Consider the following 24,966-nt stretch of genomic DNA (forward strand, 5'->3'; position numbering starts at 1 on the left):
TTCTTTTTATTTCGCAAAAAATAGCGGCAAGTAGCTTTTATTGCTCTCCAGCATCTCGTCCAGCAATTGCTTCGCCACGGCGATGCTCGGAACAAGCGGATGATGGACCATCGCCTGCAGCGCAATGCCTCTGTCACCCGTCACAGCCGCTTCTATCGTCAACGATTCGTACGTTTTGACCGCATGCAGCAGCCCTTTAATTTGCTCAGGAACGCGCTGCGGAGGCAAAGCGATCGGACCTTGCGCCGTCACGACGCAGTTCACCTCAATGCTCGCGTCCTCGGGGAGGAACGGAATAATGCCGTTATTGCGAACGTTCAACGTCTGAATATCACGTCTGTCGGTATACAAGGAATGCATCAAGTTAACAGCAGCTTCGGAATAATACGCACCGCCGCGCTTCTCCAATTGCTTTGGCTTCTCGCTTAGATTAACATCCTTGTACAACTCGAACAACTCCGCTTCAACACGGCTGACAACTTCCGCGCGGGTACCGTTTTTCTCCATCGACTCCTTCATCTCCGCATACATAACATCGGTCATGTAGAAATATCGCAGATAATAAGTCGGTATCGCGCCAAGCGACGACAGGAAATCATAATCCCAATCAAAGGCCGTCACATTTGTTGCCGAGTAGTTTCTGCCGCCCTCGATCATCTCTTCCAGCTTGTCTTCTCCGTTCACATAAGCGGCCGTCACCCAGTGCAGATGATTAATGCCTACGAATTCGGGCAGCACCTCGCGCTCCGTTACGCCGTACTCCTTCGCGACAAACTTTTGGAAGTTGATTGGCGAATTGCAAAGGCCAACCGTTTTCACCTTGCTATGCTTCAGTACCGCTTCGGTCACGATGCCCGCAGGATTCGTAAAGTTGAGCAGCCAAGCGTCCGGCGCCAACTCCTCGATATCGCGGCAAATGTCCAAAATAACGGGAACCGTGCGCAGCGCCTTCATCATTCCGCCCGGCCCTGTCGTTTCTTGACCGATCACGCCGTGCGAGATTGGAATGTGTTCGTCGCGGCGTCTTGCTGCAAGCAAGCCGACACGCATTTGCGTCGTAACGAAGTCTGCGCCCGCGATCGCCTCGCGCCGATCGAGCGTCAGCATCACTTTGATCGGAAGCCCTGACTTCTCCACCATACGTTTTGCTAGCTCGCCAACGATTTCCAATTTATGCTTGCCCTCTTCAATATCGACGAGCCATAGCTCACGAATAGGCATCTCATTGTATTTGTTAATGAAGCCTTCAACGATCTCGGGCGTGTAAGAAGAGCCGCCCCCGATGACTGCGATTTTCAAGCCTTGTTTGTTCATAGCGATTATCCTCCCCGTAATGGATATGGTAAATACTTAATTGATACTTATTGGAACGTGATCTGCCTGAGCGCCTTATCCAACGCCTCATCGATCGTAATACCCGCTTGATCCATTGCGCTCATGACCGCACCGACGACCGGATCGACCGATAGCTTCACGACGCTCGCATTTGGCGCAATCTCGCCAACCGATTTCTTGATCGCTTCCACCATATGATTCGTTGCGCCTCGCGACAGCACGCTGCCCGTCAGCACCACATCGAATACATCCTGCTGCATGCCGAGCCGCTTAATGAGCGCATTAACCGAAACCGCCAATTCATGTCCCGCCTGCTGCAAAATACGAATCGACACCGCATCGCCTTGAGCGGCGGCTTGGAACACCAGCTTGCCAAGCGTTCTCGGCGGTCGGACGCCGTTATCCAGCGCATCATCGTACATCGCCTTCACCGAAAGATAACCAAGCTCTTTCGGGACGATGTCGCTCAGCAGTGTTGACTGCTCCCTGCCTTCCCATCCGCGTATCGCGCTGCGGAACGCATGAATCGCCAGATCGGAGCCCGAAGCTTGACCGTCGCCGAACAAGTAGCCGAAGCCGCCGTATTGCAGCTCCTCGCCCTTCGCATTGCGGGCCGCGGCATTAAAGCCCGTACCGCTAATAATGACCGCCCCATAGGAGCGGGTCGTTCCCGCCCGCATGCCAATCATCGTATCGCATGCAATCGCGTACTTCCCGAAGCCAAGCGCCCCGATCATCGGGCGCAATATAACATAATCCGGCTCTCGGTCGGCGCCGGCAAGTCCGAAGTAGGCGAAGTCCACCTGCTCCTTCGTCACGCCTGCCGCCTGCAGCGCCTCCCCGCACGCTTTGTCGATATGAACTCCCGCCTGTGCGAATGCCGTCTGATGGTTGCCGTTGCCCGCATATCCTTGGCCGAGCACACGGCCTGCTTCATCGACGAGCAAAGCGTGTGTCTTGGTGCCTCCCGCATCTACGCCTAGAAATAAAATGAATCTCACATCCTTTATCTGATCGAAGTATCGAGCCGAATATCAAGTACCGGGCATCGTGCTCCGAATGATCGTTACTTTCGTGCTTTTGTTACGACTATCATATAACAAAAAAGCACCGCGCTCTCCTGCAATGGCGCGATGCAATGATACTATCTTACTGTTTTCACCCTCTTCGCAACGAAGACGGCGATAGGCCGAAATAGTGCTTGAACAGGCGATTGAAGTTGGACAAGTTGCGGAAGCCGCAAGCCTCGGCTACCTCAATCATCTTCATATCGCTCTCCCGCACTAAGCTTGCAGCATGCGCCAGCCTAAGCTGAATCAAATAATCCATCGGCGACGTTCCTACCACCTGCGTGAACAGCGTACTGAATCGCGATGGGCTGAGATGGGCGAGCTCGGACAGTGAACGCAGCGTCCATGGCCTCGCATAATCGGCTTCGATCGCATGAAGCACTTCCCGCATGGTTTCCATTCCCCGGAGCGGTTGGCTCCCGCCGCTCTCCCGCCTCATGAAGTAGCGGCCTGCAAGCGCAACAAACTGAATAAGCTGTGCCCGGACGATCGTCTCGAAATGAGCTTCCTTGCGCGCGTTTTCATCATACATGACCGCGATTGCCTCTTGCAGCCTTGGCAACTGCGGATGGTCCCGGTCCAACACGTATTCGAGCGATGCGCCAAGCTCGCGGAACGGAAGCAGCAGCTCCCTGTCATACCGGTGCTCCAGTGCCAAGTAGGCAGGATCGAACATCACGATGGTCATAACAAGCCCTTCCGATTCGAAAGCCCGATGCAGGTCATTCGAGTGGATCAGCACAATATCGCCTTGCTGAAAGTCGTAGCGATTGCCGTTGATAAGGTAATATCCGCTTCCCTCTCGTATGTAATTAATTTCAAGCGCCTTATGCCAATGCAGCCGTTGAAAGGTCGGACTCACGCCGCGCGTCTGCGTAATCGTCATAGGAAAGGATGGATCAAATCTTATTTCATCCTTTGTAATGGTCGTAGATGGATTGTTCATCGCGGCGTTCTCCCCCGTTATCTTATTGCTAATCCCTTGATTATAGCAGAGCAGAGATAGCGTTTCATTGCCAGGTCAGAAACTGATCAAAATACCTTATTGACAACATAAGGTAAATCGGATAAATTAAATGTATCAAATAGATATATCAACTAGATATATTTTTATAAAAGGAGCGAACGACATCCCATGATTGAACTGGTTACGCTTGGCATGCTTATGCAAGGAAAAATGAGCGGCTACGATATTAAAAAGGTTACGGAGCAGACGATCGGCATCTTTTACAAAATGAGCTACGGAAGTCTGTATCCGGCATTAAAACGTCTCGTGGACGAAGCTTATGTTACCGAGGAGGAAACGAATGACAGCAAGAACAAGAAGCTGTACGCCGTAACCGAGAAGGGGCAGCGGCATTTCATCACATGGCTGCGGGAGCCGCTTAAGTCGAACAAACGCGAATATATGGTCAAGATCTTTTTCTACGACTATCTCGACGAAGAGACAAGGCAACGCAACCTAAGCGACTATCAGCGTGCCATAGAGCTTCAAATCAAGCAGATGAACGCGGTTCAGGCCATTGTCTCCAAAGAACTGGAGCAGCTTGAAAATAAAGATCAGTACTACTACCGGGTCTCCACGGTGCATTACGGTCTGCAATTTTTCCAAATGGAGAATGAATGGCTCAAACAAATTATGAACAAAAAGGAGTTTTAACATGAAAACACAAACCGACTATGCGGTGAAACGTCCCTATCTGATCCTCATTCTGATCGAGCTTGCCTTAATCGTGTGCGTCGCCGGCGGCAGCGCTTATGTCTCCATAACGGAAATGACGCATCCGCTCGCTCCGTTTCTTGGCTTTGTGCCCATCGCTTTGTTTCTGTTGATCTACTTGTCCGTGACCAAAAAATGGAGCATGTTCTATTTCGGCAGCCTTCACAGCCTGACGGCCAGACAATGGGCAGACTACCTGCCGTTGCTGCTTATCTTAATTGTCCTGATGATCGCAAATCATGGCTTTCAAGCGCAGCCTGCTTCCTATTTTGTCTATATGCTGCTGTCCCAGCTATTCCTGGTTGGATTTGTTGAAGAGACGTTGTTCCGTGGCATTATGCTGCGGGCGTTGATGCAGAAGGGCAAAGCCATCGCGGTTGGCGTATCCAGCGTTCTCTTCGGCGTAACGCACGCACTGCAGGCGCTTGGCGGCCAGTCCATGCAGGATACGATACTCCAAATCGTCTATGCCTTCATTCTCGGATTCGTGCTTGCCCTGCTCGTTGCAAAACATCGCGCGATTTGGTTAACGATCATTTTTCACGGCCTGCATAACTTCATCAACTTTACCGGCAATACCCCAAGCACGCACTTGTACGACTACCTGGTCATCATTATTCTAATCGCCCAGCTCGTGTGGCTGATCGTATCCGGTCAGAGAAAAGCGGCTGTCCTCTCCCAAAAGCTCTCGCACAACTACGGGAATTTAAACTAATCAGAGCCGAATGAAACCAAAATTGCAGTTTGATTGGATTTCATACAGGAAAAAAATACTCCCTTCTATTTGCGTAACAACGCACATAAAGAGAGTATTTTTTCTATTGTTACGAAACGTTTGACAAAGATCCGGCAACGCAGTATATTAGACTACGTAGTCACTTAGACTTCGTAGTCTACTGAGAGGAGATATTCCAATGCGAATACAAATGAGACTAAGTCATGAAGCCGAAGTCATTCTTCGAATGGAAAAACAAAAAATGGAGAAGGCTGAGGGAGTTTCGCCTACTTATGGATACATCATTAATCAAAAAGTAAGAGAAGTTTTTCCGATCAAAAAATCGGTTAACTGGGAAAAGGTTAAAGACGCTAAAGTTCCATATGAATATCAAAGCAGCGAAAAAGGCGAGATCGATTATAGTACGACACTTAATCTTGAGCTCTCCGTTTTAAAATGCATTGAAGAATTGCAAGTGGATTTCAAAGATATCTTCCATGTTGCAAGGGTACATAAATCATTCGTGGTTCGGTTGGTATTGAAGGCTGCAAAATTGCTTGAAATGAAAGAAGATATTTTAAAGCAACAGTAAAGAAAATCACAATAGATCGAGGAGGAAAAATATGAAATCAAGTGAAATGATTAAGACAATCAAATATGTAGAAAAACATTGCCATGGAATCAATCAAATGTACAAATCACGAATAACCTACTTCCAATCCAAAAACTTAGATAAAACGCAAGGAGTCGAATATGATTCTGAATTCGATGATTTCGTGAGAGAACTCGAATCCGTCATGGATTGCAAAGTTTATATTCCAACCGCAAAAAAAATTCTCAACAACTGGTATTTATGGGCCGAAGAAAATTTAGAGTCATTAAAAAAAATCGAACCTTTTGTAAAGGCTTCCGAGCCTATTGAATGGCTTATTCTGAACCACTTCCGTATTGAGCATGCTTCTTTTGTCAACGATGCAAAAGATGAGTCCATTCAGGCGATCAGAGATAAGATGCCAAAGGATTCGGATTTGTACAAACGATTAAAAGACATTGCAGACAACCAGTATCCCGGTAAACGGGGTTTTACATATGATTACTTAGTAAAAGTTGTTGCTGGATTTTCAGAAGCTTGGAGTTAATGCGAGAGCTGACCCAGAATGTACAAGAACGTACCCTAACGCATACAGCGCCAACGCCAGCAAGGCAAAAAGCATCGCGAGCAGCACCCCTTTGACAAACCTGTACCAACCGATACGGATTAACCCAAAGCATAGGCCATACGTATCTGTCCCCCACTGTTTTAAATTCGGACTTTCTACGCTCAACTTTATAGCGGGAGGATTGCACATGGCATATATCTACGCAATGTCAGACATCCATGAGGAATTAACTCTATTCAAAGAAACGCTAAGCTTAATGGATTGGAGCGGAGAGAACCAATTGATTTTATTGGGTGACTACATAGACATCCATTCGCAGGATGTTACCATCCTATATTTCATCAAAGAACTGCAAGAGAACTACAAAGATCAAGTTATCGTTTTGGCCGGCAATCACGAATTCATGTTTTTAGAGGATATACGATCCAAAGCCAGTTTATTTCATGACACTGCTATTATTACTTGGCTCAGAGGCTTGCCATACTATTATGAAACCGATAAGCAGATTTTTGTCCATGCGGGCATAGATGAAGAAGCAGAGGAATTGTGGAAATGGGGATCGGAAAACTATTATTTTTGCAGCAAATACCCTCATACAACAGGCAAATTCTTAAAGGACATCATTGCAGGGCATATATCGACATCTGAAATCAGTGGAAAAATCGATTTTCATAAAGTTTATTGGGACAAGCAAAGCCACTTCTATATCGATGGTGATACTCGTACGAGTAAAACAATACCTGTTCTGAAGTATGATACGGTTTCAGGCAAATACTCCAGTTTTGAAAAGCGAAAACAAGATAGCGACAGCTTTGTGTGGCAGGAATATGTGATAAAGAAGAGTAAATAAATTCGGAATTTGGACGGGTTGCAACATGTTGCGGATAAACAAAAAAAGAGCGTAGAAGCCTTATTAAATAAGACTTTCACGCTCTCTATATTTATTCCCACTCGATGGTAGCAGGCGGTTTCGATGTTACGTCATAAACGATACGGTTGACGTTGTCGACCTCGTTGACGATACGAACGGAGATTTTCTCGAGCACATCCCAAGGGATACGCGCCCAGTCAGCCGTCATGCCGTCGATCGAAGTAACCGCGCGGATGCCTACTGTGTACGAGTACGTACGAGCATCGCCCATTACGCCAACGCTCTTCATGTTCGGAAGCGCCGTGAAGTACTGCCAAATCTCGCGGTCAAGACCCGCTTTCGCGATTTCGTCGCGAAGAATAGCGTCGGATTCGCGTACGATATGAAGCTTATCTTCCGTCACTTCGCCAAGCACGCGGATCGCAAGACCCGGACCCGGGAACGGCTGACGCCATACGATCGCTTCCGGCAAGCCGCACTCTTCGCCGACTTTACGAACTTCGTCCTTGAACAGCGCTTTAAGCGGTTCAACAAGCTTGAACTTAATGTCTTCCGGCAAGCCGCCGACATTATGATGGGACTTGATCGTTTGCGCTGTAGCCGTACCGCTCTCAACGATATCCGTATAGAGCGTGCCTTGTGCTAGGAACTCGAAGTTTTCCAGCTTGTCCGACTCTTCTTGGAACGCGTAAATGAATTCGTTGCCGATAATTTTACGCTTCTGTTCAGGGTCGTCTACGCCCTTAAGCTTGCTTAGGAAACGCTCCTGCGCATCGATTTTAAGAACTTTCATATCGAACTTGCCAACGAAGGTTTCCATAACGCCTTCCGCTTCGCCTTTGCGCAGCATGCCGTGGTCGATGAACATGCAAGTAAGCTGATCGCCGATCGCTTTGTGCAGCAGGATCGCTACAACGGAGGAATCAACGCCGCCGGATAGGGCGCAAAGTACTTTTTTGTCGCCGACTTGATCGCGAATCTCTTGAATCGTATCGTCAATGAACGACGTCATCGACCAGTTGCCATCGCAATCGCAGATGTGGTACAGGAAGTTGCGGATCATATCCGTGCCGAACTCCGAATGACGCACCTCCGGGTGGAATTGCACCGCGAAGAACTTGCGGTCCGCGTTGCTCATCGCCGCAACGGGAGCATGCTCCGTGCTTGCGTCGACTTGGAAGCCTTCAGGCAGTTCAACGACATGGTCGCCATGGCTCATCCATACCGTTTGGACTTTGTCGAGTCCGAAGCCGATTTGCGAGCCTTCCACAAAGTCAACTTCAGCTTTGCCGTACTCGCGCTTGCCTGCGCGTTCAACCTTGCCGTTAAGCTGGTGCGACATCATTTGCATGCCGTAGCAGATACCGAAGATTGGAATGTTCAGGTCATAAATCGCTGGATCTACAAGCGGTGAATTTTCCTCATAAACGCTAGCCGGTCCTCCCGAGAATACGATGCCTTTAGGCTGCAATTCGCGGATCCGCTCCACCGACGTGTTGTAAGGCAGCAGCTCGCTGTATACGCCCAAATCACGAATACGGCGTGCAATTAGTTGGTTGTATTGTCCCCCAAAGTCGAGAACAACGATGATTTCATTTTGCTTAGTCATTACCGAGCCTCCCTCAATAGATGTAGTAATTATATATAAGGGGGTTTAAGCGAGTCAAGGCGAATGCGTACGCAGGTGCGAATTGGCAATGTTTGGGGTGTTGGAGATGGGTTAGTTTGGGCAGTGAGCGTATGGCACTCGTGTGGGTTGGTTTGTTTACGGACCGTAGACGCGCTAATTGTGGTTTTAGAGTATATTTGTGCGTGTTGCGGACCTGAGAAGCTCTAATTTGGCTTTTACGCTCCAAACCAGACTCGTTTTGTGTAGTTAGCGCCGCTGGTGTCCGTAAGCAGGACGATTGGACGTGAAATGGACTATACGTGTCATTTGAGTCCGTACTGTGTCTTCTGCGAAGCAGAACGAAAGGCCGTCCACCGATATCTAGTGGACGGCCTTTTGGTTGTGCGCCATCGCCGCGGTTATTGATTCGCGTGGCGGGGCGGGGCGTCTGCCGAAGGAGCATTTTCCTTCGGCGGCTGCTTGATGAGCGTGCGCAGCACCGCGCGCAGCTCTGCAGGTGTCGGCGCGCCGGACCAGAGGCCCGGCCGGCCGAATTGTGCTTGCTCCAGCCAGAGTGTCATCTGGCGGAGAGCGTCTTGTTGGGCAGCCGCTAAGCCGGACTCGGCTGCGGCTGCGTATTGTCGCGCCGTCTGATGCGGCGCGCGCTCGCCGAGACGGCGATGCATGAGCGGCGCGAGCGCCGCAGCGACGGCGGCGAAGCGCTCGCGCAGGCGCGTCTCTTCGCCGCCGGGCGAGGCCGATGCGCGGCCGCGACCGCTTTGGCTGCGCGGCGCAAGCGTCGGCGCCTGCGGCGACTGTGCTGCTGCGCCGCCGCCTAGGGCAGGCGCGTCAGCTCCGCTTGCGCCGCCGCGCCGAGCAACGCCGGCGTGGGCCGCGCCATAGCGGCGCAGCGCCAGCGCCAGGCGCAGCCGTTGCCGCTGCGCGGCAGCCAGCGCTGCTAACGCCAGCGCCAGCACGCCCGCGCCTGCGGCGCTTGCAGCGGCGGGCTCTGCCGCCGCGCCCTTGGCGGCGCTCTGCGCCGCCCCCGCGAGCGCATCCGCCGCTCGCGCCACCGCCGAGGCAGCGCGTTCCGCCGCCGCCTCGAACGAGCGGGCTGCGCCCGCCATCCACGGCGAGCTCGCCTCGCCTAAATCGCCGGCGCTGGCGCCTACCGCGCCGCCACTGCCCGATGCGGCGCTAATCGCCGCCGCATCCGCATCCGACATGACGCCGGTGAACCCCGGCGTCGGATCGAACGGCACCCAGCCTGCGCCCGGGAAATACACTTCCACCCACGCATGCGCATCCGAAGCGCTGACGGCGTAGTTAGCGAGCTGAACGCCGCCGTTGCCCGCCTTTGCATCCTCTTCTGAACCGCCGGCAGCTCCAGCACTCACACTCGCGGCCGAGGAATCGTCCGCCAATTTAGTGCCAGACGTAAAACCCTTCACCCACCTAGCGGGAATGCCTTGCGTCCGCAGCATGACAACCATCGCCGAGGAGAAGTGGACGCAATAGCCGCTTCGCTGCTCGAACAGAAAGTAATCGACAAAGTCGGCGCCCGCAGGCGGTACCGTACTGTCCGCAAGCGAATACGTATAGCTCGTACGCAAATAATCTTCGATCGCGGTCACCTGATCGAAACGGCTCGTTACGCCTCCGCCCGCGACTTCGGATGCAAGCGCTACGACACGGCCCGGCAACGATTCCGGCAGCTGCAAATAAGGCTCTAGATCCTCATCCAGTCCGGATGCCGCAGCTTCGTCCCCACCATACTCCGCCATCTGCCCGTCCTCGTATTCGCTTAGCGCACGCAGCTTTACGCCGTCGGTTACCGGCATTACGCTTTCAATCGTATATCGCTCCACCTTCGTCGATTGCGACGGCGCATACAGCGAATCGGTGCGCTCGTTATACATGAAGCTGCCGAGCTTTCTGCGCGGATCGGAAGCGATCAGCTCCGTAACCCGGCTGTCGCTGCCCGATGCAAACAACGGCATGGCGGCCGCAGGCTCCTGCCATACGATCATCTGCCGAATGACCGTTTCATCGCCAATTTCGTTCGACTGCACAGCTTTCGCTGCGTCTTCATCCGAAGACTTCCTTACCGGCATAAGCGTCACGTTGCTCCAATCATTGCTCCACCCTCTGCCGTCATACAGATTTTTGGATTCGCCCCTCCAATATGCGGCAACCGGTGAGCTTCCCGTAAAAATAATGCGCCCGTCCTTCCGCAGCGGAGCTCCCAGCTGGCTGTCGTCGAAGCCGTAGCCGGTCAACCCGCTGCCCGATACGAAGCCGCCAGCGCGTTGAAACGTTGGCGTGGAACCGCCGCCTTGACTGCCAAGCGCATTCACGGCATGTTCGATCTTCTGCGATAACGATTGTGTCCAACCGGCAGGTGCCATCGTCGTCTCCTTGCCTCCGGCGAATAACAAGCCGCAGCCAATAATCGTAACCACCAGGAACAATGAACCCGTCAGCCAGCCCGTATCCAGACGCTTCACCGCGCCTATTCCCGCCGCCAAAATACGTTTTGCTCGCGGGACAGTTACGATGGCGCCAAGCAGCAGCCCTTCCGCAACGGTTCTCAGCAAGCCGCCCATGACATCAATACCCAACCAGGCATGAAGCAATATTAAATAACCTGCCGTAATACCGGCAAGTCCGATCGCCGTCTGGCGCAGCCATAGCAGCGCTTGAAGCGCCGGTGCGAGCATCGCCCAGCCGGCAAGCAGCATAAGCGTGCGAAGTTCACCGGACATCGCCCACAAGCCGTTGTTAGCGATCATCGCGAAGTCGTCGCCAAGCAGCTCGGGAAACCCCATTAACCACTCGAGCATCCCCTCACTATCGCCCTTATACATGAAAGCAAGAGCGAACACGCAGAGCACGACGCTGAACGTGATCGTCACCGCCATCGGCATACGGAATAACCCTGCCGCGAGTACGCAGCCAATAACAGCAAGCAGCGCCATCGGATGATAAATAGCCGCCCATTCGCCAGCATCCGTCCATGGGAGCAGCCACTCCGCAAGCAAACCAAACAATAACAAGCTCGTCACAGCTCTATAGGGCAATGAGTGCTCATCCGTCGCGATGCTGCGATCAGAAGCCGAGTCAGCGACCCGCTTCATGCCGCTCCATTTGCCTTCCGCATTAGATCTAGGCGTAGACATTCAGCTCGCCCCCTTCCTCTGCAAAAGGAAGCTCATTCATGATTGCCGGAATGTGCAGCCATGTCACCTTCACGCCGCTGCTCTCCAGCCACTTCTGCTGCTCTCTCATCGCGAAAGTCGGCACAGCGCTCTGCACAGAGATGAGCAGCTCCAGCCTGCAGCTCTTGGATGCTGCATAAGCGGCCAAATCTCCCCACTGCTTGCCGCTTCGCCAATCACCGGTAAAAGCAAGCATCGCGCCGTCCCGCTCTATAAGCTGCTCCTCATGAAGCAGCAGTGCCGCTATCGACTCTCCGCTGTTGCACTTCGCGCGCGACATCGCGAGCAGCAGCTCCGATACGCGCGTCAAGCCGTCTCCTTCCAATCCCGAACGAACAGCGCTAACACCTGCTCCTTGCTGCATAAGAAGCGTCACCTGTGCTCCAGTAACTGCAGCTTGCTCAGCAGCAAGCGCCGCCCAGCCCGCGCAAGCATCGAATAACCGGTCATTTCCGTCATAACCCGCCGCGCACGTATCCAATACAATGCACGTACCAGCCGGTGTTTCTTGGCTGTGCAGCTTCGTCTGCAAGCCTCTTCCCTTCGCCGCTGACCGCCAGTCCATATGACGCAGCGAGTCGCCGTCACGATAGGGCCGGCTGTCAGGCCCTATTCCGGCCGTTTTCGCTATAGCTGTACTATCCTCACGCGCATTCGCGCCTAAGTCCCGTCCCGTACCCGTATAGACCGTCTCCGAGCCATCCGCTGCTTTTTGCGCAGCTCGATCAGCCTCGTCTATTTGCTCCAAGGCAGGCAAGGCAGGCAAAACGGTAATCGCTTCCGAGAGACAGTCCATTCGCTTCGTAATGGCAGTTAAACCGAGCCAGTCGCCAACCGTCACCGACATCGGCGCGAAGGAATGACTTCCTCGCCGCAATCGGCGCAGCTTATATACGAGCTCCTTGTCCTTCTCCATAAGGGGAATGAATACCGCCCCGTATACGACGCGGCTTTCCTTCATCGTATAAGCGTTGGCGATTTCCTCGCGTACTGCGACCCATATGAACGGAATTGCCGCACGCCGGGCAATCGACAGCCTTACGCCAGCCTCTCCGCCGTCTCTCAGCATGACTCCGTCAACGCTGCGAACAGCGCTGAGCCCCGCGGCAGCAAGCGCCGGCATAAGTCCGCTTATTAGACTGATCATCGTAAGCACGGCCGCCATGAACCATTCCACCGCTCCGCCGCGGATCATAACGGCCGCAACCGAGCAACCCCAGCCGACTGCTATCAGGCACCAAAGCCACCACTTCGTGCGATAAGCGCGAATAGAAATGATCTCATCCTCGTCAATAAGCGCATCTGAATCCAGGCGACTGCTCATCTGCGCCTCCCAGCCCCTTGCGCTGCGCTTACGCCGACAGCCGCAGCCGGCCAAGGAACTTCACGAACCGCCCGCTTAATGACGGTCAGCGCATCGGGCGCGTTAGAGGATGCAACATAACGCAACGCTAACCGATGCGGAAGGACGGCTTCCGCCGTTGCCAGCACATCATCGGGAATCGCATAACCGCGTCCGTCTACATACGCGCTTGCCTGCGCAGCGCGCAGCCAGTCTCGCAAAGCGCGAGGACTAAGTCCAAGCAGCACCTCTGGCGCTCGTCTCGTTACCGCCGCCACCTGCACCATATATTCAATTAAAGCCGGATGCATATGCGTCTGGCGCGCCTCCGCCTGCATCTGCAGCCATTCCTGCGTTGCAATAACCGGCCGCAGCCGCTCTGGCTCGACCCGCTTCCGGTCGGCGTATTGCTCAAGCAGCTTTTTCTCTTCCGCCGCTGCCGGGTAGCCGATCGACAGCCGCATCATGAACCGGTCAAGCTGCGCCTCAGGCAGCGTATTCGTTCCCTCGAAGCTAAGCGGATTTTGCGTCGCAATGAGCATGAACGGAACAGGAAGCCTGCGCGTCTTCCCTTCTATGCTGATTCGCCGCTCCTCCATTGCTTCAAGCAACGCGGATTGCGTACGCGGTGAAGTACGGTTAATTTCATCAGCCAACACGACGTTCGCCATAATCGGTCCAGGCCTAAATACGAGCTCGCTCGAGCGCGCATCCCAGACGACGCCCCCGATGACATCGGCCGGCAGCATATCCGACGTGAACTGTATGCGCTTGAATTCACCGCCGACAACGCGGGCGAAAGCTTGCGCAAGCATCGTTTTGCCAACGCCAGGCACATCCTCCAGCAGCACATGCCCTCCCGCCAGCAGCGCGATAAGCGTATGTCTAATGACGTCTTGTTTGCCTAGCAAGACACTCTCTACCTTCACTAGCAATCGATTCAATAACACTTGCGGCGGTTCAGCCCAGTGGCTATGCGGCAGTTTATCTTCTTCCTCGGACAATTGGGGAGCATTCATCGTATAATTCGCCTCCTGAAAAATAAATCTATCTATTTTTCAGTGTCCCCAGCTTACTCTCGCTTTAGACCTGCTAGAATCGGATTCGGCTTCTATTTTAACGTATAGGAAGGTATATGAGTTTGCTCATACTTTCTCTATACGTTTCGACGAAACGATGGCGTCTATTGAAAGGACGCCGTCAGGCGTTTCATCTTACCCAAATCTCGCGTCGCTCCGCGTTATAGACATAACTCTCGATTGCTAGACCGAATTTCTGAAGCGTGGAACGGACAGGAACGATGGCCGCCTCGTCTCTCCCCTTCGCCCCGCCAAGAGCGAAGTCGGTCAGCCAATAGATACGCTCGCCGTTATAATAAGCTTCCACGACGCCGCTATCCGGATCAAGCTCGGCAGTGCCGCCGATCCACTCGGTCAGCTTTGCAAGTGACACCTTAATCGAGCCTTTGCTTAAGGAATACTCCTCCGGCGACAAAACCAGCTGTTCCTCGCCTCTATGAAGGATGAGATTCGGCTCCGTATGAACCGGCTGCGGCAGCGTCATCCGATCTCTGCCAAGCTGCTCCGCATAAAGCACAAGCGCCGCCTTCTCGCTCTCCTTCACGGCAGGCCTGCTCCACTTCAGCTTTTTGGCCAATGAAAAATGGATCGGCGTCACCGCTGTCGTAATCGGCGCAAACGAGTAGCCTTTTTCCTTATAATAAGCAATGATCGCAGGCAGCGCCTTCACTGACTCCTCATGCCCTCCGCCGTCGTGCAGCAGCACGTTCAAGCTGTCCGCAAGCTTCGAGCCCTTCACCGTCGCGATAATCTCGGAAGACGGCACGCCGCGCCGCTTGGAATCGCCGCTATCTACATTCCAGTCGTGTACGATATAACCTGCTGCTGCCATCGCGTCAAAATACCCTTGGTCGAAGTTGCTGTAAGTCCCACCTGGTGCGCGGAACAGCGGCGTTCTGACGCCGGTTGCGGCGAAGATGGCATCGTCGGCCTTCATCACCTGCTCCGCGAATACGGCGAAGCTTCCGTACAGCTTCTCGTATTTATGATTATAGGAATGATTGCCGATGGCGTGGCCTTCCGCAAGCACCCGCCTCGCAATATCGGGCTGCTGCTCCACCTGCTCTCCAAGCATGAAGAATGTCGCTTTAATGCCTTCAGCTTTCAAAATATCAAGCACCTGCTCCGTATGCTGGCTTGGACCGTCGTCGAACGTCAAATAGACGGTTTTGCCGCTTGGCTTAGCCGTTGCAGGTACAACGGGCTTACTATCGATTGCAGCCGGCTTCGTTTGCGCGTCTGGCTCTTTCTTCCCGACAGCCTGCTCGATCTCCACGTCGTCAGCAGACTCATAAGCGGCCGGCTTTGCGAGCAGCGGCTGCTTCTCGGTATGCGTAATCGTAATAGGGGCAGCAGGCGCGGCAGCCGTCAGTTCGACCGCTGTCGCCTCTACAGCCGCTTCCCCTTTGTACACTGCCCATCCTCCAAGCTCGAACATCGTGAACCATACTACAATTACGCAAATAGCCGCCTGCATCGTCCGCCGCATCGACATTGCCACCTTTCTCTTCTACCATCATCATAATGAATTTCATCCATGTGATAGATTATATGAAGGGCAAGTCTAGTAAATGACAGCCGCCTCCAAAATGACTCTACTCTATGATTGTCACCGGTTGTATGGGAATAACGCCTATCGGAAGTTTTTATCGCCAATTCGAAAGATTTACTTTACGCTTTATCGTTATAGAGTAATTAAACATCCTTCTGATGTAGTAAACACGATAGCGGATTAGCTGGCTTTTGGAGCGTGCCGCTGCTCACCGCCGGATAAGTGGCTCATTAGGTGCATTTCGTCGAACTAATCTCAGTTGCCACTCCGTTACGAGCTCGATAGTTGCCTTTCATCGAACTAATTGTGCCGATTCGCCACCAACTTACCAAACTAGCCCGTTTAGTTGCCTGATATCGAACTAAACAGCCGGCTCGCTTGGCATAAGACTAATTAGTTGCCTAGAATGATACTAGAGCGGATTCAACAAAAAAAAAGCGCCCACCGCTAGGGTGGACGCTCTATTCAATCATCCGTTAAAATGCAGGAACGATCGAGCCTTTGTACGTATCTTCAATAAACTTCTTCACTTCCGACGACTGAAGGGCGGCTGCAAGCATCTTGATTGCATCCGAATCCTTGTTATCGGGACGGGACACGAGGATGTTCACGTAAGGCGAGTCGCTGCCTTCGATGAACAGGGCATCAGTTGTCGGCACAAGATCGGCTTCAAGGGCGTAGTTCGTGTTGATAAGCGCCAGATCGACCTCGTCCAGCACGCGAGGCAGCGTCGCTGCTTCTACTTCTCTAATGTCCAGCTTCTTCGGATTTTCCGTAATGTCGCCGACCGTTCCGTTCACGCCGACGTCTGCCTTCAGCTTAATCAAGCCGTTCGAGGCCATCAGCGCCAATGCGCGTCCTCCGTTCGACGGATCGTTCGGAATGACGACTTTCGCGCCATCTTTTAATTCATCGATGGTTTTGATTTTTTTCGAATAAGCGCCGAACGGTTCGATATGAACGCCCGCTACGTTAACGAGATCATAGCCTTTATCCTTGTTGAACTGCTCGAGGTAAGGCGTGTGCTGGAAGAAGTTCGCGTCGATCTGCTTCTCGTAGAGCTGCGTATTCGGCTGCACATAATCATTGAATTCGATGATTTCGAGCTCGATGCCCTCCTTCTCGAGCAGCGGCTTCACGACCTCCAATATTTTGGCGTGCGGCACAGGCGATGCGCCGACCTTCAGCTTCACTTTTTCTGGCTGTTCGCCTGCATTGCCGGCATTATCGGTTGGCTCTGCTCCGTTACCGTTGTTTTTGTTTTGTCCGCATGCGGCCAAAGCAAGCACGAGCATCAGCATGACAAAGATATATCCTGTTTTTTTCATCTCTAGCCCTCCTATGAATGTAGCTTCTCTCCGTATTTCTAATTTATTCCTTATTTCCGGCTATAGCGGCTAACAAGCGCGTCGCCCGCCATCTGGAGCAATTGCACCAGGACGATGAGCAGTACGACCGTTACGAGCATGACGTCGGTTTGGAAGCGCTGGTAGCCGTAACGAAGGGCAAGATCGCCCAATCCGCCGCCGCCGATCACGCCCGACATCGCCGTATACGATACAAGCGTCACTGCCGTAATCGTCACCGCAGCCATTAATCCGGGCCGAGCTTCGCTTAGCAGCACGCGTCGCACAATATCCCATTTGGAAGCGCCCATTGCCTGCGCCGCCTCGATTACGCCGCGGTCCACCTCTCGCAGCGATGTCTCAACCAGCCGAGCGAAGAACGGCGTCGCCGCAACGACAAGCGGCGGAATCGAACCCTCCACGCCAAGCGAAGTTCCCGTAATCCATTTCGTAATCGGCATAATCATAATCATCAATATGACGAACGGCACCGAGCGCAAAATGTTCACGATAAACGACAATACGCCATATACAATCGGCTGCTGCAGCAATTGCCTGCGCGAGGTCAAGAACAACACGACACCCATGATCAAGCCTAAAATAATGGTGAACAGGAGCGAGGCCGTCAACATATACAGCGTATCCTTGGTAGCCTCCCAAATTTCATCCCAGCGCACGTTCTCGAAGCTCATCATCATAGCGTATCCACCTCCAGCCCTTCCTTCCGCAGAGCCGCAACGACGTTATCGATCTCGCGATCCTCGCCTAGCAGCTCCACGATCAGCTGCCCGTAAGGCGTTTGCTTCATCCGCGACACAGTCCCCTGCAAAATAGCGAACTGCACCGGCGTATGCTTCACCGCGTTGTACAAAATCGGCTCATACGTAAGCTCTCCAACGTAAGTGACGCGAAGCAGCCGTCCCTGCCGTTTCTCCAGCAGCAAGCTTGTAGCGCTCGTATCGGACACTTGATCGACGAAATCGCGCGTCACCGCATGCTCCGGCTTCAGGAACACATGGAGCACATCGCCCATCTCCACGATTTCTCCCTTGTCGATTACCGCTACCCGGTCGCAAATGGACCGAATAACCTGCATCTCATGTGTGATCAACAGAATGGTGATGCCTAGCTTGGCATTAATATCGAGCAGCAGCGACAGAATCGAGTTCGTCGTCTGCGGGTCAAGCGCCGACGTCGCCTCGTCGCATAAAAGAACGTCGGGATTGTCCGCGAGCGCTCTCGCAATGCCGACACGCTGCTTCTGCCCGCCCGACAGCTGCGAAGGATATTTGTCTCCATGCTGCTCCAGCCCGACAAGCTTCAGAAGCTCGTCCACGCGAGTGCGCACGGCAGATCCGCTCTGCCCCGCCAGCTTCAATGGAAAAGCGATATTGTCGCGCACCGTCGACATCGACAACAGATTAAAGTGTTGGAAGATCATGCCGATCTTGCGTCGCTGCGCCTGCAATTGACGCTGCGACAGCCCCGTCAGCTCCACCTCGCCTACCTTCACCGTTCCCGATGTCGGGCGCTCCAGCAGATTGACGCAGCGCAGCAGCGTGCTCTTGCCGGCGCCGGAATGACCGATTATGCCGAATATCTCGCCTTTTTTGACGCTTAAGCTTATATCTCGAACAGCCTCAACCGAGACTGCCCCAACCTTGTACGATTTCGTAATGTTATGCAGCTCTATCAGATGCGTGTGCCCCCTATCGTGCCATACCATGCGGTTGCCCGCCCCGTACTCCCCTATTACAGCAAGCCATATTGTATAAATTGGATGTCGCTCCGGTCAACGCACAAAATGTACCAGTCCGCCCATTCATGCTCTATTGTCTCCAACAAGAGGCGTTTCATTAGTGCCGCGCCGCACAAAAAAACCGCCCTCCCGCGGCTTGCGTACGGGACGGACGGTTCATTTATATGAAAGATGGCTTTGTTCCTATTTAAACTGAGGAAGCAGGTCGGCATGAATAGCCAGCATCCGGTCAACGGCAATATGGGCCGCTTCCTTATTGCTAATTGCCGGATCGAGATCGACGGCTTGGTGCACAAGCGCAGCATCGCCCTTGGCGGCAGCCTCGGCAATAATTTCGTGCACGTCGGAAATTCGACGCACGGCAGCGGCCAGCGCATCCGGCAACGCAGGTATGACGACAGGCGTCCACTCGCCTCCTTCGATTCGGACAGGCACTTCGACGATACGCTCCGAAGGCAGCTGCGGAATCGCGCCGTTATTGCGGATGTTCAAAATATCGAACGTCCTCGTTGCCCCCGATTTCAGCGCGAGCGCGACGTCGACGGGATGCTCCCAGCTCGGGTGGTTGAACAGCACCTCCCAATCGCCGCTCTCGCCGGAGGCGATCGCCTGCAGCTCCAGCAGCCGCTGTCTCCGCTCTTCCTCCGTTCCATGGTAAGGAGGGGTTGTCGCATAATGAATATCATCCTGCAGCGGCAAATATTCGGCATGATGATCGACCGCCCCCGCGGCGACAGCGCCGTATTGCTCCAGCCATCTGCGGATCACCTTCAGCTCGCGGCGCTTATGCTCCGGCAGCGCAGGCCAGTCCCCTTCCCGCACGAACGAGGCAAGCGCCGGCAGCAGATCCTCGCCGGTCTTCCCGTCCTTCATCGATACGACCCATGCGAAATGATTAAGTCCCGCCGTTACGATATCAACGTCCTCCGGCTTCTTGCCTACTAATGACGGCAAGAAAGCATAATCGTCAGCGCCTTGGTAGGCGATATTGCAGAAGCCTGCCGCCTGAATGGACGTATAGCGATCAATAGCCGTTACGACACGCGGCATCGGATTCGTAACGTCCAGTATTCTTGCCTGCGGGCAAAGCTCCTCCATATCGCAGCATACATCGAGAAGCAGCGTAATCGAACGCAGCCCGTTCATGAGCCCGCCGACGCCTCCGCACTCCCTTGCCTGATCCGCCATGCCAAGCTCGTTCAGAATATCGTAGTCCATCGCCCAGCGGCGCGCCCCTTGCGGCGAAGCCGATACGATGACGTAATCCGCTCCCGCGAGCGCTTGGCGGCGGTCCGTAGATGCCGATATGCGTACCGTAACCCCAAGCTTATCCGCAATGCGGCGTCCCGCTCCCGCCATCGCTTCCACTGCCTCGGCATTCGGGTCGACAAGCACAAGCTCATCGTTCATTAAGCGATGCTTCACGATAACATCCTCCAGCACCGTAGGCGCGAAGACAAAGCTGCCCCCGCCGATCAATACGAATTTCATCCTTATTCTCCTCTCTCCTATTCCGCTATTTCATCGGTCTCGCTTGAACGCCTTCGAAAGTCATCTCGACGGGGCGAATGCTGCCGTCCTCTTCGAACCATAATCGGTCCATGCAGACGACTCGGTTCTGGGCGAGCGTCTCGGACAACGGTCTGCGATGGTACACGATGTACCATTCATCCTCACCCGGTATTTGAATCATCCCGTGATGACCCGCTCCGGTCGCGACGTCCGGGTTTTGCTGCAAGATTTTGCCGACACGCTTAAACGGTCCTAACGGAGATTGCGAGATGGCGTAGGCAACCGAATAACCGGGTCCTCCCCATCCGCCTTCGGCCCACATGAAATAATAGCTTCCGCCGCGCTTGATCATGCACGGTCCTTCTACGAACTGCTCCGGCGTCACTTCCTTGTATATGTCACCGTCTTCGAATGCCGCCAAGCTGATCATGTCGGCGTTCAGTCTGACCACGTTGCAATGCCCCCACCCGCCATAATACAAGTAGGCGATGCCGTCGTCGTCGATGAAGGCGTGCGGATCGATCGGCTGCGCACCGTGATGAAACCGGTCAATAAGCGGCTTCCCTAATGCATCGCGATATGGACCTCCGGGATGATCGGCGACCGCGACGCCGATGCCTCCAAGCTCATCATTGCTTTGGATATCGTTAGCCGCGAAATAGTAATAGTAGCGGCCATTCCGCTCAATAGGAGAAGGCGCCCACATGGCACGTCTAGCCCATGGAATGTCGCCTAGCTCCAATATGCGCTCCACTTTCGTCCACTGGACCAAGTCCTCGGAATGAAACGCATCGAAATGGGTCTGTTGATCGTAAGGTGCCGAATAGGTCGGATAGATCCAATACTTCCCTTCGAAAATTCTGGCTTCCGGATCGGCATACCAGCCTGGGAACACCGGATTGCCAGACAAGCTGCTTTTGTGAAATTGACCCATTGCTTTATCCCCCTTCATAAGCGAAATCCGCAGCCTAGACCGCGGATTTCGAATGATGCAAACTATTGGTTTTGCTTCGCTTGCCATTCTTTGAACTGCTTCTGATATTCCGCAACGACTTTATCAAGTCCAGCCGCTTTCAAGCTTTCCAGCGCGGCAGGGAAATGTTTGTCGTAAGGCACAACGCCCAATTTGATCGGGATAATGCTAGACTTTACGACGGACAATACGTTCGCGTACTCTACCGCGATCGGCTCCGTGTTCAAGCGGAAGCCAAGCACCGGCGAGAATTCAACCGGGTTCGTCGGTTCGGTTGTTTGTGTCTTCAAGTAGTTCTCGGGCGTCTTGGAATCGAACATCATATAATTGATATTGCCGATCATCCAGGAATCGAAATAATAGTTCTGGTCGTTGGCGTCGCGGATGATGTCGATCGTGCGGTCGCCCACCGTCTTGAAGTTTGTGCCCTCGATACCATAGAGGAACAGATTATGGTTGTCCTTGTTGCTGTACAGCCAGTTCAGGAACTTGATCGACGCTTCAGGATGCTTCGCCGTAATCGGAACGGCGTTCGTGTTGCCGAATGCCAAGTATTGAAGCAAAGGCTTCTCTGCGGATAAGTAACCTTCTTCGATCTTCGCTGTCGGATTGTTTTTCGCAATCGCAATGGATGAATACAAGGCGCCGTTGGTGCTGAACAGGAAGTCGCCGAGCGTCATCGCTTTGTCGCGCTCTTCTTTTTTGTAGGTCAGAATATCCGGGTTGATCAGCTTTTTCTCATAAAGCTTGCGGAAAAATTCCGCGTCCTTCTTGAACTCTTCGCTCTCGATCCACGAAGATACGTTGCCCTGCTGGTCGACTTTAATGATTTGTTCGCGATAATCGACATAGAACGGCCAGGAATCATAGGTACGGTGCAGGAAGATCGGCGAGACGTCTGCTTCGGTCTGGATGTACAAATTTTTGTCAGCGACCTTCTGCATTTTTTCCGCCGCATCGATTAACTCGTCCGCCGTCGTCGGGAACGATACGCCCGCTTTCTCCAGCAAATCCTGACGGTAGCCAAGCGTACCCATTTCTCCGCTGCCGGAAGTTTCATAACGCCAGATGGCTGGAATCGAATAGATTTTTCCGTCGATCTTAGCCGCTTCCCAAGCATAATTCGGAATCAATTTCTTTAGCTCAGGGCCATATTGGTCAATAAGCTCGTCGAGCGGCTGAAGCGCTCCGCGGCCTACATAAGAGCCAACGGGCACGGACCCGTTCTCCATCACGTGAAGAAGCTCGAATTCTTCGCCCGTGCTAAGCATCAGATTCGTCTTCTGATCCCATGCATCCCACGGAATATAGTTAATCTCAACCTTTACATTAACGCCATCGGCAAGCAGTTTCTCGTTGACCTTCTTAATTACATTCTCCAAGTCAGGTTTCGCCGTGCCCGGAACGGCATAACGTACCGGAAGGACTTCCTCCGAGCTGTTCCCTCCGTTATTGCTGTTGCCATTACCTTCGTTGTTCGAGTTGCCGCATGCCATCATAAGGACGACTAGCATTACAATTGCCAGACTTGCAGGAATGAATCGAAGCTTTTTGTGCATTTTCTGTTTCCCCTCTCTGCAACTTTTATTATATATAAAGCTTTTCAGCCGTATATCAAAATTTGTTGGTAGCTTAGCCTTTGACCGCGCCGACGATCAGACCCTTGATAATGAACCGTTGCAAGAACGGATAGAGCAGGACGATAGGCCCGATCGTAATGATCGCGATTGCCATCTTGAACGATTCGGTCGGCGCCGTCACGTTGGATACCGCTATGCCTTGCATCTGGTTGATCATATTGATCTCGGACTGCAGCTTATAGAGCAAATATTGAAGCGGGTACAAGCTTTCCTTGTCGACCAGCATGATCGCGTTGAACCAGTTGTTCCAATAGCCCAGTCCGTAAAATAACGCAACCGTCGCGAGAACCGGCAACGACAATGGGAAGACGATTCGGAAGGCGATGTAGGCATCGCTTGCCCCGTCGATACGAGCCGATTCCAGCAGCGCCTCCGGCAGCTCCTGCATGAAGTTCCGGACAAGGAACAGGTTGAACGGGCTGAAGATGAGCGTCGGGATTATCAATGCGAGCAGATTGTTTTTGAACCCGAGAAAATCGTTGATCATGTACCAAGGCACAAGGCCGGCGTTGAACAGCATCGTAATGAAGAAGAACAGCGCAATCGGATTGCGGTAGCGCACTTGGCGGTTGGCGAGCATGTAGCCTGCCATTCCCGTTATGATAACCGCAGCCAGCGTGCCGACGACGGTAACGCCTATCGATATGCCATAGCTCTGAAGGAGCTGTCCGTTGCTGGCGAACACCGATTTATACGCCTCAAGGGAAAAATGCTCTGGTAAAAAACTGTACCCGTTTCTTAGTATCGATTGCTCGTCCGTGAACGATACGATCAAGACGAGCAAGATCGGCAGCGTGCACAACAAGGCGAACAGAAAAATGAACAAGGTGTTGACGATTTGGAACAGATCGAATTTTTTCACGTAGATTCCCCTCCCTTAGAACATGGCGCTGTCTTTGTTGAATTTTTTCACGACCCAGTTCGCGGACAGGACAAGCACGAAGCCTACGACCGATTGATATAGACCGATGGCCATCGCGATCGCCGGGTTGCCCGAGGTGCGAAGCGTACGGAACGTATACGTATCGATAACATCCGTCGTCGAGTACAGCATGCCGTTGTCGCCGATGATGGCGTAGATCATGCCGAAGTCGGAATAGAAGATTTTGCCGATGGCCAGCAAAGTCAGAATGGATACGGTAGGCATGAGCATCGGGATCGTAATCGATTTGATCTGCTGCCAACGGTTCGCTCCGTCTATCCGCGCCGCTTCGTATAAGGAGTCATCGATTGCCGTGATGGCAGCCAGGTAGATGACGGCGGACATCCCTGTTTCCTTCCATACGCTTAGCGCAACGAGAATCCAAGTCCATGGCTTCGGATTCGAATACCAGTTCTGCGGATCGAAGCCAAACGTCTCGAGCAGGTTATTGATAAGGCCGTGCTCGGTGGCGAACAAGCTGTATACGATGTAGCTGACGATGATCCAAGATAGAAAGTGCGGGAACAGCAAGGTCGATTGCGATACTCGCTTAAAGACTCGCGATCGGATCTCGTTTAATAAGATGGCGAACATTAAGGCCACGATTGTCCCGAATACGATCGACAGGAAGTTTAGCTTGATCGTATTCCAAGTCACCATGCTCGCTGCCGTGGAATGGAAGAAGAACTCGAAGTTTTTCCACCCTACCCACTCGCTGTCGAAGATGCCTTTCGTATAACTGAACTTCTGAAAAGCGATTACCATGTATGGCAGCGTCATATATCCGTAGATAAGCGTGTACAGCATGGCCGGCAGCACCAGTAAATAGGAAACCGGATTTTTCCGGATGTCGGTAAAAAAGGTATAGCGTTTTGCGCGTTTGGCTATGGTGCGCTCCATTCGGTCGTCCCCCTTCGTGTTCGTCAAGATGCCGTTCTTGGCTGCTCTCAGTATGCATTCGGGTACATGGGGCTGTGTAGTTAAAACATTTGAAAACCGTTTAAAATCGGGCTTTTTCGGCACTTTAAATATCGGATACGGCTACAATTTTTGCGAAAAGCACACCGCCCGCGTTGCAAAAACCGGGTATCTATTTTAAAGTTTGAACATCAAGCGGTTTATAAATAGAGAGAATTTAGGGGG

21 protein-coding genes are annotated in these 24,966 nt (G+C 52.9%); 5 read left to right on the forward strand and 16 right to left on the reverse strand.

The window, feature by feature from the left end; genetic code table 11:
- Window positions 1–6 precede the first annotated feature (6 nt).
- From AC0YN0_RS28340 to AC0YN0_RS28350, 3 genes are all read right to left on the reverse strand, one after another.
- On the reverse strand, window positions 7–1,314 hold the full coding sequence (locus AC0YN0_RS28340; RefSeq protein WP_475824300.1) for a 6-phospho-beta-glucosidase: 1,308 nt from the start codon (window positions 1,312–1,314) through the stop codon (window positions 7–9).
- A gap of 47 nt (window positions 1,315–1,361) precedes the next feature.
- Entirely contained in the window at window positions 1,362–2,336 is a 975-nt protein-coding gene (locus AC0YN0_RS28345; RefSeq protein WP_475824301.1) for an N-acetylglucosamine kinase, read from the reverse strand.
- Window positions 2,337–2,493: 157 nt separating this feature from the next.
- Window positions 2,494–3,351, reverse strand: coding sequence for an AraC family transcriptional regulator (locus AC0YN0_RS28350; protein WP_475824302.1), 858 nt, complete (start codon window positions 3,349–3,351; stop codon window positions 2,494–2,496).
- Between the two features lie 189 nt (window positions 3,352–3,540).
- Between AC0YN0_RS28350 and AC0YN0_RS28355 the strand changes: the two genes are divergently transcribed.
- The 5 genes from AC0YN0_RS28355 (at window position 3,541) to AC0YN0_RS28375 (ending at window position 6,850) form a co-directional block, all read left to right on the forward strand.
- Window positions 3,541–4,065, forward strand: a complete 525-nt coding sequence (locus AC0YN0_RS28355) for a PadR family transcriptional regulator (protein WP_475824303.1) — start codon at window positions 3,541–3,543, stop codon at window positions 4,063–4,065.
- A gap of 1 nt (window position 4,066) precedes the next feature.
- Window positions 4,067–4,840: a lysostaphin resistance A-like protein gene (locus AC0YN0_RS28360; protein ID WP_475824304.1), complete on the forward strand. Its 774-nt coding sequence runs from the start codon at window positions 4,067–4,069 to the stop codon at window positions 4,838–4,840.
- 199 nt (window positions 4,841–5,039) lie between these two features.
- On the forward strand, window positions 5,040–5,432 hold the full coding sequence (locus AC0YN0_RS28365; protein ID WP_475824305.1) for a hypothetical protein: 393 nt from the start codon (window positions 5,040–5,042) through the stop codon (window positions 5,430–5,432).
- Window positions 5,433–5,463: 31 nt separating this feature from the next.
- A complete protein-coding gene (locus AC0YN0_RS28370) occupies window positions 5,464–5,979 on the forward strand; it encodes a hypothetical protein (protein WP_475824306.1) in 516 nt (171 codons plus the stop codon).
- A 208-nt stretch (window positions 5,980–6,187) separates the two neighbouring features.
- A complete protein-coding gene (locus AC0YN0_RS28375; protein WP_475824307.1) occupies window positions 6,188–6,850 on the forward strand; it encodes a metallophosphoesterase in 663 nt (220 codons plus the stop codon).
- A 91-nt stretch (window positions 6,851–6,941) separates the two neighbouring features.
- Here the strand turns inward: AC0YN0_RS28375 and guaA are convergent, their stop codons facing one another.
- From guaA to AC0YN0_RS28440, 13 genes are all read right to left on the reverse strand, one after another.
- A complete protein-coding gene (gene guaA, locus AC0YN0_RS28380; protein ID WP_475824308.1) occupies window positions 6,942–8,480 on the reverse strand; it encodes a glutamine-hydrolyzing GMP synthase in 1,539 nt (512 codons plus the stop codon).
- A gap of 419 nt (window positions 8,481–8,899) precedes the next feature.
- Complete coding sequence (locus AC0YN0_RS28385) at window positions 8,900–11,659, reverse strand: transglutaminase-like domain-containing protein (RefSeq protein WP_475824309.1); 2,760 nt, start codon at window positions 11,657–11,659, stop codon at window positions 8,900–8,902.
- Window positions 11,646–13,022: a DUF58 domain-containing protein gene (locus AC0YN0_RS28390; RefSeq protein WP_475824310.1), complete on the reverse strand. Its 1,377-nt coding sequence runs from the start codon at window positions 13,020–13,022 to the stop codon at window positions 11,646–11,648. Before AC0YN0_RS28390 ends, AC0YN0_RS28385 begins: the two co-directional genes overlap by 14 nt.
- Window positions 13,019–14,059, reverse strand: coding sequence for an AAA family ATPase (locus AC0YN0_RS28395; protein WP_475824311.1), 1,041 nt, complete (start codon window positions 14,057–14,059; stop codon window positions 13,019–13,021). Before AC0YN0_RS28395 ends, AC0YN0_RS28390 begins: the two co-directional genes overlap by 4 nt.
- Before the next feature lie 190 nt (window positions 14,060–14,249).
- On the reverse strand, window positions 14,250–15,608 hold the full coding sequence (locus tag AC0YN0_RS28400) for a polysaccharide deacetylase family protein (RefSeq protein ID WP_475824312.1): 1,359 nt from the start codon (window positions 15,606–15,608) through the stop codon (window positions 14,250–14,252).
- Window positions 15,609–16,147: 539 nt separating this feature from the next.
- Window positions 16,148–16,999 carry a MetQ/NlpA family ABC transporter substrate-binding protein gene (locus tag AC0YN0_RS28405; RefSeq protein ID WP_475824313.1) on the reverse strand — a complete coding sequence of 284 codons (852 nt, stop codon included), beginning with the start codon at window positions 16,997–16,999 and terminating at the stop codon, window positions 16,148–16,150.
- Window positions 17,000–17,049: 50 nt separating this feature from the next.
- A complete protein-coding gene (locus AC0YN0_RS28410) occupies window positions 17,050–17,715 on the reverse strand; it encodes a methionine ABC transporter permease (RefSeq protein ID WP_337103695.1) in 666 nt (221 codons plus the stop codon).
- On the reverse strand, window positions 17,712–18,713 hold the full coding sequence (locus AC0YN0_RS28415; protein WP_475824330.1) for a methionine ABC transporter ATP-binding protein: 1,002 nt from the start codon (window positions 18,711–18,713) through the stop codon (window positions 17,712–17,714). Before AC0YN0_RS28415 ends, AC0YN0_RS28410 begins: the two co-directional genes overlap by 4 nt.
- Before the next feature lie 246 nt (window positions 18,714–18,959).
- Window positions 18,960–20,267 (reverse strand): family 4 glycosyl hydrolase, encoded by a 1,308-nt coding sequence (locus AC0YN0_RS28420; RefSeq protein WP_475824314.1) that lies wholly within the window; start codon window positions 20,265–20,267, stop codon window positions 18,960–18,962.
- Between the two features lie 25 nt (window positions 20,268–20,292).
- Window positions 20,293–21,222 (reverse strand): glycoside hydrolase family 43 protein, encoded by a 930-nt coding sequence (locus AC0YN0_RS28425; RefSeq protein ID WP_475824315.1) that lies wholly within the window; start codon window positions 21,220–21,222, stop codon window positions 20,293–20,295.
- Between the two features lie 62 nt (window positions 21,223–21,284).
- Window positions 21,285–22,820 carry an extracellular solute-binding protein gene (locus AC0YN0_RS28430; protein ID WP_475824316.1) on the reverse strand — a complete coding sequence of 512 codons (1,536 nt, stop codon included), beginning with the start codon at window positions 22,818–22,820 and terminating at the stop codon, window positions 21,285–21,287.
- Window positions 22,821–22,893: 73 nt separating this feature from the next.
- Window positions 22,894–23,763 carry a carbohydrate ABC transporter permease gene (locus AC0YN0_RS28435; RefSeq protein WP_475824317.1) on the reverse strand — a complete coding sequence of 290 codons (870 nt, stop codon included), beginning with the start codon at window positions 23,761–23,763 and terminating at the stop codon, window positions 22,894–22,896.
- 15 nt (window positions 23,764–23,778) lie between these two features.
- Window positions 23,779–24,723 (reverse strand): ABC transporter permease, encoded by a 945-nt coding sequence (locus tag AC0YN0_RS28440; protein WP_475824318.1) that lies wholly within the window; start codon window positions 24,721–24,723, stop codon window positions 23,779–23,781.
- Between the last annotated feature and the right edge of the window lie 243 nt (window positions 24,724–24,966).

The organism is Paenibacillus sp. J22P218 (genome assembly GCF_056269195.1).

Bases quoted from the DNA above. Each gene is read 5' to 3' on its own strand.
- AC0YN0_RS28360 (WP_475824304.1), top strand. From the start codon at position 4,067: ATGAAAACACAAACCGACTATGCGGTGAAACGTCCCTATCTGATCCTC.
- AC0YN0_RS28395 (WP_475824311.1), bottom strand. From the start codon at position 14,059: ATGAATGCTCCCCAATTGTCCGAGGAAGAAGATAAACTGCCGCATAGC.
- AC0YN0_RS28405 (WP_475824313.1), bottom strand. From the start codon at position 16,999: ATGAAAAAAACAGGATATATCTTTGTCATGCTGATGCTCGTGCTTGCT.
- guaA (WP_475824308.1), bottom strand. From the start codon at position 8,480: ATGACTAAGCAAAATGAAATCATCGTTGTTCTCGACTTTGGGGGACAA.
- AC0YN0_RS28400 (WP_475824312.1), bottom strand. From the start codon at position 15,608: ATGCGGCGGACGATGCAGGCGGCTATTTGCGTAATTGTAGTATGGTTC.
- AC0YN0_RS28355 (WP_475824303.1), top strand. From the start codon at position 3,541: ATGATTGAACTGGTTACGCTTGGCATGCTTATGCAAGGAAAAATGAGC.
- AC0YN0_RS28385 (WP_475824309.1), bottom strand. From the start codon at position 11,659: ATGTCTACGCCTAGATCTAATGCGGAAGGCAAATGGAGCGGCATGAAG.
- AC0YN0_RS28350 (WP_475824302.1), bottom strand. From the start codon at position 3,351: ATGAACAATCCATCTACGACCATTACAAAGGATGAAATAAGATTTGAT.
- AC0YN0_RS28390 (WP_475824310.1), bottom strand. From the start codon at position 13,022: ATGAGCAGTCGCCTGGATTCAGATGCGCTTATTGACGAGGATGAGATC.
- AC0YN0_RS28340 (WP_475824300.1), bottom strand. From the start codon at position 1,314: ATGAACAAACAAGGCTTGAAAATCGCAGTCATCGGGGGCGGCTCTTCT.
- AC0YN0_RS28430 (WP_475824316.1), bottom strand. From the start codon at position 22,820: ATGCACAAAAAGCTTCGATTCATTCCTGCAAGTCTGGCAATTGTAATG.
- AC0YN0_RS28370 (WP_475824306.1), top strand. From the start codon at position 5,464: ATGAAATCAAGTGAAATGATTAAGACAATCAAATATGTAGAAAAACAT.
- AC0YN0_RS28410 (WP_337103695.1), bottom strand. From the start codon at position 17,715: ATGATGATGAGCTTCGAGAACGTGCGCTGGGATGAAATTTGGGAGGCT.
- AC0YN0_RS28375 (WP_475824307.1), top strand. From the start codon at position 6,188: ATGGCATATATCTACGCAATGTCAGACATCCATGAGGAATTAACTCTA.
- AC0YN0_RS28420 (WP_475824314.1), bottom strand. From the start codon at position 20,267: ATGAAATTCGTATTGATCGGCGGGGGCAGCTTTGTCTTCGCGCCTACG.
- AC0YN0_RS28440 (WP_475824318.1), bottom strand. From the start codon at position 24,723: ATGGAGCGCACCATAGCCAAACGCGCAAAACGCTATACCTTTTTTACC.
- AC0YN0_RS28425 (WP_475824315.1), bottom strand. From the start codon at position 21,222: ATGGGTCAATTTCACAAAAGCAGCTTGTCTGGCAATCCGGTGTTCCCA.
- AC0YN0_RS28365 (WP_475824305.1), top strand. From the start codon at position 5,040: ATGCGAATACAAATGAGACTAAGTCATGAAGCCGAAGTCATTCTTCGA.